Source organism: Anabaena sp. FACHB-1391 (assembly GCF_014696755.1).
Lineage (GTDB): Bacteria > Cyanobacteriota > Cyanobacteriia > Cyanobacteriales > Nostocaceae > Dolichospermum > Dolichospermum planctonicum.
On the sequence record NZ_JACJQS010000001.1, the window covers coordinates 62702 to 75418 of the forward strand.

Genomic DNA, 12717 nt, shown 5'->3' on the forward strand with positions numbered 1-12717 from the left:
ATAATTTTCTCTTTGTTCTCTTTGTTCTCTTTGTTCTCTTTGTTCTCTTTGTTCTCTGTGTTCTCTGTGTTCTCTGTGTTCTCTGTGGTTCGATAAAAAAAAGAAATTGTCTGCATCAGGATAACCAGGATTTAAGGATTTTTAGGATGAAATATCAAAAATTAAACGCAGATCAACGCAAATAAACGCAGATAATTTTGACATTTTCTCTGTGTTCTCTGTGGTTCGATAAAAAAAAGAAATTGTCTGCATCAGGATAACCAGGATTTAAGGATTTTCAGGATTTTTAGGATCAATTACATCCTGATTCTGACCAGAAAATGCTATGATTAAAATATAAATACTCCATGACTATATCAATATCAATTTTTACTATATCAATTTTTCAACTATGTCCAGACTCCTCGTTACTCAATACCAAGCGGAAGTAGAAAAAATCATTCAATATGGTGGTTCTCGCAAAGAAACATCCATTCGCGTCGCTTTCCAAAACCTCTTAAACGAATATTGTAAACCCCGTGATTTTCTCCTCATTCCCGAACTAGATTACAAACTACCAAACGGGAAAATTGTTTATCCCGACGGGACAATCAAAGATGCTTTGCGTTTAGATTGGGGTTACTGGGAAAGTAAAGACCAATACGACAAATTAGACGAGGAAATAGAAAAAAAATTAAATAAAGGTTATCCCGATAGTAATATACTATTTGAAGACTCTCAAACTGCGGTTTTAATTCAATCTGGACAAGAAACCCAGCGCGTGACTATGGGCGATGCTGACGCGGTAGATAGTATTATTAATAACTTTATTAATTATGTCCGTCCTGAAGTGCGGGACTTTCGGGAAGCAATAGATACATTTAGGCAGGATTTACCCATTATCTTAGATTCTCTCAGAAAGTTGATAAAATGTCAAGAGGGTAATAATATATTATTTGAAAACGCCAGAGATAAGTTTTTTAATATTTGTCAAAAGTCCATAAATCCTGAAATTACTTTGTTAGATATTCAGGAAATGATCATCCAACATATTTTAACAGAAGACATCTTTATCAATATATTTAGTGAGTCACAATTTCATCAAGAAAATAACGTTGCGCGGGAATTACAAGGGGTAATTTCCACCTTTTTTACTGGAAGTTTAAAGAGAAATACCTTAGGAAGTATTGAAAGATATTATGCAGTAATTAGACGCACTGCGGCTAATATTGTTAATCATCAAGAAAAACAGAAGTTTCTCAAAGCATTGTATGAGAACTTTTATAAAGCTTATAATCCCAAAGCTGCGGATAGATTAGGAATTGTCTATACTCCGAATGAAATTGTCCGGTTTATGATAGAGAGTACAGATTTTTTAGTACATAAACATTTTGGGAAGTTGTTAGCAGATAAAGATGTAGAGATTTTAGATCCTGCGACGGGAACGGGGACTTTTATTACGGAGTTAATTGATTATTTACCAACCCATAGTTTACAGCACAAATATAAACATGAGATTCATTGTAATGAGGTGGCTATTTTACCTTATTATATTGCGAATTTGAATATTGAATACACCTATAAGCAGAAAATGGGGGTGTATGAGGAGTTTGAAAATATTTGTTTTGTGGATACTTTGGATAATACCTCTTTTGAGGGTAAGCAATTGGATTTGTTTGCTATGACTGTGGAGAATACTGCGAGAATCAAAAGACAGAATGATAGAACTATTTCTGTGATTATTGGTAATCCTCCTTATAATGCAAATCAACAGAATGAAAATGATAATAACAAAAATCGTGCATACTCAGAAATAGATAAGTTAATTAAGGCTACTTATGTTAAGGAAAGTACAGCACAAAAAACTAAAGTTTATGATATGTATTCTCGTTTTTTTAGATGGGCTACTGATAGACTAGGAGATAATGGAATTATTGCTTTTATTACTAATTCATCTTTCATTAATGCAAAAGGCTTTGATGGGTTTAGAAAAAGTTTAATCAACGAATTTGATTATATTTATATAATAGACTTAGGTGGAGATATTAGAGAAGGTGATACAACAGGTAATGTTTTTAACATTATTACTGGCGTTGCTATTACCTTTATGATTAAAATAAAATCCAAAAATAAGCTACCTTGCAAAATTATGTATTGTAATACTGAAAATTTTAATTCAGCACAAGAAAAACTTGATTTTTTAGGAAAAACTAAATTTGATTGTTTTGCTTTTGAACATATTAAACCTGATCATCAAAATAACTGGATTGATTTAACTGATAATGATTTTGATGATCTAATTTCTATAGCTGATAAAAAGAATAAATCTATTTTTGAGGTATGTTCTAATGGAGTCGCTACTAATAGAGATGAATGGGTATATGATACTGATTTAGAGAATTTAGAAAATAAAAGTATATTCTTTATTGATGAATATAATTATGAGGTTCAAAGATGGATTCAATATAAAAAAGATAACAAATATCAAGATATAAAGCAAGAATCTAATCCTGTTTTAGATAAATTTCTTAGTGAAAGAAATTTAATTAAATGGAGTAAAATGATAAAAAGAGATAAATTAAGAAAAGAAAAAACAGATATTTTTAATCAAGAAGATTTAAGAGAATCCCATTATAGACCTTTCGTAAAGAGATATATCTATTTTAGTTATATTCCCATTGATATAAAAGGTTCACAGCATTTATTTTTCCCTAAAAAAAGTTCTAACAATCATGTTATTTGTTTTGCGAATAATGAACAGACTGATATTCTTGTTTTAGCTATTAATACTTTATGTGATTTGAATTTTTGTGCAAGAGGATCTAGTTGTTTTGCATTATATACTTACGACAAAGAAGGAAAACGCATTGATAACATAACCGACTGGGGACTAAAACAAATTCAAACCCATTACCAAGATGAAACAATTACCAAAATAGACATCTTTCATTATACCTACGCAGTCCTACATAACCCAGCTTATCGCACCAAATACGAACTCAACTTAAAACGCGACTTTCCCCGCTTACCCTATTATGAAAACTTCCGAAAATGGGTTAATTGGGGAAAACAACTCATGGAAATTCATATTAACTATGAAACAGTCACACCTTATAACCTAACCCGTCTTGATATTCCCTTAAAAGACACCCCTTCGACTTCGCTCAGGGAACGTCAGAAAACTATTAAAGTTAAATTGAAAGCAGACAAAACCAAAGATAGTATCATCTTAGATGATGTCACCACATTATCAAACATTCCTAAAATCGCGTGGGAATATATGTTAGGTAATCGTAGTGCTTTAGAATGGATTTTAGATCAATATAAAGAGAAAAAACCAAAAGATCCCACCATTGCGGAAAAATTCAATACCTATCGTTTCGCAGATTATAAAGAACAGGTAATAGATTTATTAATGAGAGTTTGTACCGTGAGTGTGGAAACGATGAAAATAATTAGAGAAATGTCTGAATCAGGATAACCAGGATTAAAAGATGTACAGGATGAAATATCAAAAATTAAACGCAGATGAACGCAAATAAACGCAGATAATAATGAATTGCCTTTTTCTTGGTCGGATTTGGAAAATTGAGGATATCCAAACTGTACCCTGTACCCTGTACCCTGTACCCTGTACCCTGTACCCTGTACCCTGTACCCTGTACCCTGTACCCTGTTACCTGTACCCTGTTACCTGTTCCCTGTTACCTGTTCCCTGTACCCTGTACCCTGTTACCTGTTACCTGTTACCTGTTACCTGTTCCCTTGTCATAACGACAATTTTTAATGCTAACCTACTTAATATTCATTAATATCTAATTCTCGGATCTACATAAGCATTGAGAATATCAATTAAAATACTCGCAGTGACAACAATTGCACCAAAAAATACTAACACACCTTGAACTGTGGGATAATCACGGTCAGAAATGGCTTGATATAAGCGATTTGCTAAACCTGGCCAGGAAAATGTGACTTCTGTTAAGATTGCTCCACCTAATAAGGAAGCAAATGTTAATCCTAGGACGGTTATTACGGGGATTAAGGCATTCTTTAAGGCGTGGGAGACTAAAATCTTATTTTCAGAGATTCCCCGCGCTCTAGCGGCTTCTACATAATCAGCTTTTAATGTTTGTTTTAAATTAACTCTGACAATGCGCTCAAAAATTCCACTGAGTAAAATTCCTAAAGTTAAACTTGGTAAGGCTAAATGATGTAAAGATATGAAAAATTGACTTAAATTCCCACTTAATAAACTATCAATTGTATATAAGCCAGTGATATTTGTGGGTGCGGGAAGGTTAGGGGGAAAGCGATTAGAATTGGGAAACCAACCGAGTTGAACTGAGAAAATTAATTGTAATAACATACCCGCCCAAAACATGGGTAGTGCATAAGTAATAATCCCAAATAAACGCCCGCTAACATCAAAAATAGTTCCCGGACGGGAAGCGGAAATAGTACCAACTAAAACGCCGACAATTAAGGCTACGGCCATACTAGCAAAGGCTAATTCTAGGGTGGCTGGGAAATATTGACCGATGATTTCGCCAACATTTTGGCCGCGACTGGTTAAGGAAGTTCCTAAATCAAAGTGAAGTAAGTTACCTAAATAATTGAGATATTGTAACCAAATTGGTAGGTCTAAACCAAGTTGTTTTCTTAGTTCTTCTTTCGCGCTTTCTGGCGCTCTTCCTCCTAAAATTGCATCAGCAGGATCTCCTGGTGTGGCTCTTAATAAAAGAAAGACAATGGTAATAATAGTTAATAGTTGCAATGGCGCAAATAGTAACCGAGAAACTATGTAATATTGTAATGCTTTGGAACGCGACATATTTATTAATTAAAAATTCATTAATTAAAATTTCAAAATTCATAAAAACCTCGTTCCTGGTCTCTGACAAGGAATGCAGTTTTGAGGCTCTGCATCATATTATACATATTACAGCAAGTTCAGCTTGAGTGAGATACACTTTATGCGGGCAAGACTTGTACTGAGTTTGGTCGAAGTATGCCCGCACCACAAGAGTTTTATCATTAATATCTGTACTTCATAATACTGGGAACTGCTGTATCATATAATTAACAAGAGACAGAGCCTTAAAATGGCTTTTAAATGGCTTTTTCAGCCGGAGTCGGGGAACGAGAACAACTACTTTTTAATTGTTTGATAAATCAGGTTTTGGGTGGGATCAAGTTTAACGTTATTTACGCCTTTTTGAGCAAATACATAATCTTTATTTTGCCATAAGGGTATATAAGGAAGATCAGTTAAAACTTGGGTTTGAATGTCAGTAAATATTTTTTTCCGGGCTTGGGGATTTTGTTCTTTGCGTTGTTGATCTATGAGTTTATTCATGGTTTCACTATAATAGAATGAACCCTGAGATTGACTACCACCGATTTCACAACCTTTAGTAACTGAACCTTTTTCACAGGCTAAAAATGGCTGTACATAGTTATCTGGATCTAAAAAGTCTGGATACCAATCAAGTAAAGCGACTGGATATGAACCTTTGGAAATTTCTTTAAAGAAGGTAGCGCCTTCTACATTTTGAATTTCTAATTGTAATATACCATCCATTTTAGTATCCGCCAGGGATTTTAGGGTTTGTGCAGTTAAACCGCGAGTGGGTGAACTTGCGGGATACCAAACTTGGACTTTAGCAGGATTTTCTTTGGAAAAACCCGCCGCAATTAAGGATTTTTTGGCTTGTTCAAAGTTACCATCACCATATTTGTCTTTAAATAATGGTTGGGAAACGTTGAAGGTTGTGGGAATCATGCTATAAAGGGGATCAGCTTGGGAAAATAATACCCGATTATTTAATAATGGTCGATCAATTAATGATGCGATCGCTTTTCTCACTTCTATTTTATCTAAAGGTTTTTGATTACGATTTAACACCATATAACTAACTACACTACCTTGAGCGGTAATTGCTTGCCAATCTCCTTTTTTAGCACTTGCTTCTAAGCTCTGAATTTGGTCTGGTTGTAAGGATAGGTAAGCCACGTCTACCGCACCAGTTTTAAAAGCATTAAATAGGTTAACTGGACTGGTTTGAATTTGGACATTTACACCTTTATTTTCGGGTTTTGTTCCCCAATATTTATCAAAGATATCAAATCTTAAAGAATCAGTTCCATAGTTAGCTAATTTATAAGCACCAGTCCCTACAAAGGTATTGGGTTGAAATTTCCCAGGCCCAATTTCATAGGATTTTGGTGAAACTGCACAAACTCCAGAAAATGCTAACAAGGAAGGAAAAGCTGCAAAGGGTTTTTTGAGTTTAATTGTTAATTCATATTCTCCTGTGGCTTTCACTGAAGCTATGGTATCAGATAATAAAAAGGACGGTTTACCTTTATTTTCAATGAAACGTTGAATACTAAACTCCATTGCTTTGGCATTGAATGGAGTATCATCATGAAATACTACCTCTTTGCGAATAGGAATAGTATAAGTTAAACCATCAGCGCTAACTTTAGGTAATGCTGTGGCTAATTCTGGTTTAATCTCTGTACTACCTGGTTCATACTTATATAAGCGATCGCTCATATTAAATATTAAACTCAAGGATGATAATTCATACGCATCAGCGGGATCAAGAGTTCTTGGTTTTGCCGTTGTTCCTATAGTGATCCGACCATCACCTACAGGAGTATTAACAATACTAGATGATGGTGTATTTGTTTGTTGTTTAGGAGTACAACTAACAACCAAGAATAGACATAAACAGAATAAGGATAGGAATTTTGTCATCCTACCCCACCGTTGTATTAACAGAGAACACCAAGTTATCATGGTCAAAATCTTTTCAATTAGCAGTCAGTCATTGTACCATATAAAGTAATTTTGCCTTCTGCAATGAGAGAGAAAAATTCAAGGAGTACAAACAGCCAGATAATTTGTACCCAAGTCTGGACAAAACTAGCGTAAAGTCTATATATTGGGAGTAGTCCTAATTATAGACAAATTATGGAAGACTCTCATAAGATAATTTCTATAGGAGATGCCGCTAAAAAACTTGGCGTTTCAGTTAAAACAGTGCGAAGATGGGCTGACGCTGGCAAATTGAGATTTGAGCGTAGCCCAAGTGGACATAGACGTTTTTATTTAGCAGACATAACAAGAATTACACCAAGGGATTTTAATCAACTAGAAGACCGCATAACTATTAATTATGCACGAGTTTCTAGTAATGACCAGAAAGAAGATTTAACGAGACAAAGACAGGTACTAGAGGCTTTTAGCAGTGCTAACGGGTGGCAATTTGAAACCATATCTGATTTAGGATCGGGACTTAATTACAATAAAAAAGGACTTCAGAAACTACTAAAACGCATTATGCAAGGTGATGTTGGTCGGTTGGTATTGACTCACAAAGATAGATTGCTTAGATTCGGATCTGAGATTGTCTTTACAATGTGCGAAGAATTTGAAACTCAAGTTGTAATTATCAATAAATCAATCGAAGAGACTACTTGTGAGCAAGAATTGGTAACAGATATGATTGAACTAATTACTGTTTTTTCTGCAAGACTGTACGGTTCGCAAAGTGATAAGAACAAGAAACTACTGGACAAAGTTTCTCAAGCTGTCCAAGAATATAAGTAGGTGAACGGAAAAAAACCGACATAAGTAACGAAAAGTAAAGTTGTCCAAAACCGTTCGGCTGACGCTCACGGCGAAGCATCTTTCCAGTTAAGAGTTCCCTGTCCCCGTGGCGTAGCACCTGTCACCTGTTCCCTTGCCCCAACGACAATTTTTAACGCCCACCTACTTAATTCACATAGTTCAATTATGCAACGCCGGCAATAGTTACCAAAAGACGGTAAAATCCTAAATTGAAAGCCTATAGTGACAATTAATCAAGTTGCTCTTGAGCTTTTATATCTATTTTAAAGCCATTATATCCTGATGTCGGCTGTTGTGATTACTTTAGAAACTCAAGCAAACTCTTCTGATCACTTAATTATTCAGCCACCCCTAGCTGGCCTATCTCTCCAGGGAATTATCCGTGTACCTGGAGATAAATCTATTTCCCATCGAGCTTTAATGTTAGGTGCGATCGCTTACGGTGAAACTCAAATTCAAGGGCTACTTTTAGGGGAAGATCCCCGCAGTACAGCCGCCTGTTTTCGGGCTTTAGGTGCGGAAATTTCGGAATTAAATACAGAATTAGTCACAGTTAAAGGCATCGGTTTGGGCAATTTCCAAGAACCTATAGATGTCTTAGATGCTGGTAACTCTGGAACAACCATGAGGTTGATGTTGGGATTATTAGCATCCCATCCAGGACGTTTTTTTACAGTCACAGGCGACAGTTCTTTGCGATCGCGTCCCATGTCCCGTGTCGTCAAACCGCTACAACAAATGGGGGCGCAAATTTGGGGACGTAAAGGAAATACTTTAGCACCCCTAGCCATTCAAGGACAAGCCTTACAACCGATTCATTATCATTCTCCCATTGCTTCGGCTCAAGTGAAATCCTGTATCCTCCTGGCTGGTTTAAACACTGAGGGAAAAACTACTGTCACAGAGCCGGCTTTATCACGAGATCACAGTGAACGGATGTTAAGAGCTTATGGAGCGGAATTAAGTATAGATCCAGACAGCAATAGCGTTACTATCACTGGTGGAGCGAAACTTTATGGACAAAAGGTAATTGTACCTGGTGATATCAGTTCAGCGGCTTTTTGGTTAGTTGCGGGTGCGATAGTTCCTGGTTCAAATCTGGTAGTGGAAAATGTCGGTGTGAATCCCACCCGCACCGGTATTTTAGAAGCCTTGGAACTCATGGGAGCAGATATTCAACTAGAAAATCAGCGGGAAGTCGCAGGAGAACCGGTAGCTGATATCCGCGTCCGTTCCGGTGGTTTAAAAAGCTGTACCATTGCTGGTGATATTATTCCCAGATTAATTGATGAAATTCCGATTTTAGCAGTGGCAGCAGTTTTTGCCCAAGGCACAACAATTATTAGAGATGCGGAGGAGTTACGAGTTAAAGAGAGCGATCGCATTACGGTGATGGCACAACAACTCAATAAAATGGGTGCAAAAGTTACTGAGTTACCTGATGGTATGGAAATTATTGGTGGTACTCCCTTAATAGGTGCTGAAGTAGATAGTCATACAGATCATCGTATTGCCATGAGTTTGAGTATAGCTGCTCTCAATGCTACTGGTAAAACTACTATTTACCGCGCTGAAGCAGCGGCTATATCTTATCCCAATTTCACCAGCACACTTAGGGAAATTTGTCAATAATTTTTTAGGGACAGGGTAAAGGGTACAGGTAACAGGTAACAGGTTACAGGTTACAGGTAACAGGTAACAGGTTACAGGTTACAGGGAACAGGGAACAGGTTACAGGGAACAGGTAACAGGTAACAGGTAACAGGTAACAGGTAACAGGTAACAGGTAACAGGTAACAGGTAACAGGTAACAGGTAACAGGTAACAGGTAACAGGTAACAGGTAACAGGTAACAGGTTACAGGTAACAGGTAACAGGTAACAGGTTACAGGTAACAGGTTACAGGTAACAGGTAACAGGTAACAGGTTACAGGTAACAGGTAACAGGTAACAGGTTACAGGTAACTTTACTTTTCGTTACTTTTCGTTACTTATGTCGGTTTTTTTCCGTTCACTTACTTACAGCAAGTAGCTTTGAGTGAGGTACACCTTGTGCGGGCAAGACTTGTACTGAGTTTGGTCGAAGTATGCCCGCACCACAAGAGTTTTATTATTAATATCTGTACTTCATAAGATCGGGAACTGCTGTAAATAACCAAATTGTTGATATCTGACGCACCTGACAACAGATTTTTTAGTGTCACAATTGCGTAATTCCTAATTATCCATTACCTAACTAACTGCATTGCTGAATTAAAAAATTGCCGACATAGGCCTTTAGTAATTAAAATGGTTGTGAATAAGTTTGTGACAGCTACCATAAAAATAATTAAAATTTCGTAGGATACAGCCTCTAGAGGTGTGACACCGGCTAATAATTGTCCGTTGGTGAAGGTTGGTATTGTCACCATACCAATTAACATCATTTGGTTTAAAGTCGGCATAAATGCGGCGCGAATAGCTTCTTTGCGGTAGGGTTTAATAGCCTGTTCGGGAGTTGCACCTAAGCTTAAATGGGTTTCTATTTCCGTAGGAAATTGATTGATGGTAGTAACCAAACGCTCCCCCGCTACTACGGCAGCATTCATAGCATTACCCAACAATATCCCAGCTAAAGGAATCAAATAGCGGGGTTCATACCATTTATCTGGTTGAATAATTAAAAAGTTAGTGTAAAGCAATGTTAACGCCGTACTCACAAAAATTGCTATCCAAACCAAAGGTAACACCTGGGGGATGTTTCGGCCGATGCGATTACGAGTAATAATTGCAGTAATGGTGAGAATTATTGCTAAAATCCCTACTACTGCCCAAACATTATTCAGGGCAAAAATAAAGTCAAAAATGTAACCCAGTACAAGGAGTTGGAGGATAGTTCTACCAGTAGCCACACTTAAATTTAATTCTAGCCCTAATTGTTCCCAGGCCGATATACCAATGGCAATGGCCATTAAGCCCATAGCTAAAGCCAAATCTACCATATCCAGTTTAATTAGCTCTGGCATAGTTTCTGTACCTCTTAACCAATGAAAACTTGACAAACTTATAGCTGTAACCAGTTCTGACGATTAAAAATCGCATACACAAACAAAGTCCGCAAATAAAATAAAAACTCATGATTAAAAGTGTAAATTCCATTCCCGCCTTTGATATTAAACAACAATATGCCACCATTAAAACTGAGGTAAGTGCTGCTGTCTTAGGGGTTCTGGCTTCTGGCCGTTATATTGGTGGTCCAGCGGTTACAGATTTTGAACAACAGTTTGCAGCTTATCATGGTGTCAGTGAATGCGTAGCTTGTAACTCTGGTACTGATGCTCTATTTTTAGCATTACGGGCTTTAGGCATTGGTGCAGGTGATGAAGTTATTACTACACCGTTTACTTTTTTTGCTACCACAGAAGTTATCAGTGCTGTAGGAGCAATACCAGTATTTGTAGATATTGATGCCACTACGTTTAATTTAGATGTAGAGAAACTAAAAGCAGCAATTACACCAAAAACTAAAGGGATTATACCAGTACATTTGTTTGGACTGCCTGTAGAAATGACAGGATTAATGGCAATTGCCCAATCCTATAATTTAGCAGTAATTGAAGATTGCGCTCAAGCTACTGGTGCAAGTTGGGAAAATCAAAAAGTTGGTAGTATTGGCCATATTGGTTGCTTCAGTTTCTACCCTACTAAAAATCTGGGCGGTTGTGGCGATGGTGGGGCAATAATCACAAATGATCCAGCGATCGCTACTCAATTACGAGTTTTGCGAGAACATGGTAGTAAAGTGAGATATATTCATGAAGAAATCGGTGTCAATAGTCGTTTAGATGCTATTCAAGCGGTAATTCTGCAAATCAAACTGCGCTATCTCGATATTTGGAATCACAGACGCAAGGAAATTGCTGATTATTATTATCAACACCTGAGTCTAGTTCCTGGTATCACAGCCCCCCAAGAATCTCCTGGAGGGGTTAGTGTCTGGAATCAATATACAATTCGGGTATCTGGAGTAGAACGCAATGGTGGAAGTGGTAAATATCGAGATTGGGTGAAAAATCAAATGCAGGAACAGGGTGTTAATTCTATGATTTACTATCCCTTACCCATACATTTGCAGCCAGTGTATAAAAATTTAGGTTATCAACCCGGACAATTGCCAGTATCAGAACAAGTTTGTCATGAAGTTTTATCTTTACCCATGTTCCCCGAATTAGACCAAGAACAACAAGATAAAGTCATTGATACCTTAAAATCTTGTTTGTCTTGAATTATCGGGGAACATGGGAGTAGGGGAGAAATTTCCTTATTCTCCTGACTCCTGACTCCTAGTTATTACGCAAATATTCGGGTATTGACAGTAGCTAAGGATTCTACTAAACTACGGACAGCGGCAATCATGGCTATTTCGCTATTGAGTTGGTTAATAGCCGAACCGACACCAACACCAGCTGCACCAGAAGCGATCGCCATTGGTGCGGTAACATTAGAAATACCCGAAGCACATAGTACAGGCACAGAAACCGCACGGGAAATTTCATAAGCTGCGGCCAAGGTGGGAGCAGCCTTTTCTATTAATCCCAAAGTACCGGGGTGAATAGGGTTACTGCTAGTACCTCCCTCAGTTTGAATGATATCAGCACCGGCTTTTACCAAATCTTCCGCTAGTTGTACTTGTTGATCTAGGGTAAGGATATGGGGAACGGTTACAGACAGGGTAATTTCGGGCAGCAAGGCACGGGTTTGGTAAGTTAGATCTAAAACTTCCTCTGATTCAAATTTGCGCCCTTGAGCGTAGAAAGAATCGAAATTACCAATTTCAATCAAATCAGCGCCAGCAGCCACAGCCGTTACAAATTTTTCCGGTTCAACAGCAGATACACAAATAGGTAATTTAGTCAAACTTTTAGCCAACTTTACCAAATCTACATCAGCAGCAATATCTACAAAAGTAGCACCACCCAAATCAGCGGCTTTAACAGTCGCAGCGACACTAGCAGCATTGAAGTTATTCAAACCGCTAATTACTTTTAGCACAGGATGGGCGAATGCACGTTGGAAATCAGGATACATAGTCATAATTTTTATGAGAGCAGTTTCTT

8 protein-coding genes are annotated in these 12717 nt (G+C 37.3%); 4 read left to right on the forward strand and 4 right to left on the reverse strand.

The annotated features are described in order from the left end of the window. Positions 1-391 precede the first annotated feature (391 nt). Complete coding sequence (locus H6F62_RS00375) at positions 392-3460, forward strand: type ISP restriction/modification enzyme (RefSeq protein WP_190371063.1); 3069 nt, start codon at positions 392-394, stop codon at positions 3458-3460. Positions 3461-3787: 327 nt separating this feature from the next. On the opposite strand, the gene H6F62_RS00380 is transcribed toward H6F62_RS00375, so the two are convergent. Beyond that, positions 3788-4813, reverse strand: a complete 1026-nt coding sequence (locus H6F62_RS00380) for an ABC transporter permease (RefSeq protein WP_137906432.1) — start codon at positions 4811-4813, stop codon at positions 3788-3790. 318 nt (positions 4814-5131) lie between these two features. Then, positions 5132-6745, reverse strand: a complete 1614-nt coding sequence (locus tag H6F62_RS00385; RefSeq protein WP_190371064.1) for an ABC transporter substrate-binding protein — start codon at positions 6743-6745, stop codon at positions 5132-5134. Positions 6746-6961: 216 nt separating this feature from the next. On the opposite strand from H6F62_RS00385, the gene H6F62_RS00390 reads away from it, so the two are divergent. Continuing rightward, positions 6962-7600: an IS607 family transposase gene (locus tag H6F62_RS00390; protein ID WP_137906434.1), complete on the forward strand. Its 639-nt coding sequence runs from the start codon at positions 6962-6964 to the stop codon at positions 7598-7600. A 303-nt stretch (positions 7601-7903) separates the two neighbouring features. After that, the gene (gene aroA, locus H6F62_RS00395) at positions 7904-9253 is read left to right on the forward strand and encodes a 3-phosphoshikimate 1-carboxyvinyltransferase (protein WP_190371065.1); all 1350 of its coding nucleotides are present in this window, start codon (positions 7904-7906) and stop codon (positions 9251-9253) included. Positions 9254-9849: 596 nt separating this feature from the next. Here aroA and fetB read toward each other — a convergent pair. After that, entirely contained in the window at positions 9850-10626 is a 777-nt protein-coding gene (gene fetB, locus H6F62_RS00400; RefSeq protein ID WP_190371066.1) for an iron export ABC transporter permease subunit FetB, read from the reverse strand. A 110-nt stretch (positions 10627-10736) separates the two neighbouring features. On the opposite strand from fetB, the gene H6F62_RS00405 reads away from it, so the two are divergent. Continuing rightward, positions 10737-11885 carry a DegT/DnrJ/EryC1/StrS family aminotransferase gene (locus H6F62_RS00405; protein WP_190371067.1) on the forward strand — a complete coding sequence of 383 codons (1149 nt, stop codon included), beginning with the start codon at positions 10737-10739 and terminating at the stop codon, positions 11883-11885. A gap of 65 nt (positions 11886-11950) precedes the next feature. Here the strand turns inward: H6F62_RS00405 and H6F62_RS00410 are convergent, their stop codons facing one another. After that, complete coding sequence (locus H6F62_RS00410) at positions 11951-12694, reverse strand: DUF561 domain-containing protein (RefSeq protein WP_137906438.1); 744 nt, start codon at positions 12692-12694, stop codon at positions 11951-11953. Positions 12695-12717 lie beyond the last annotated feature (23 nt).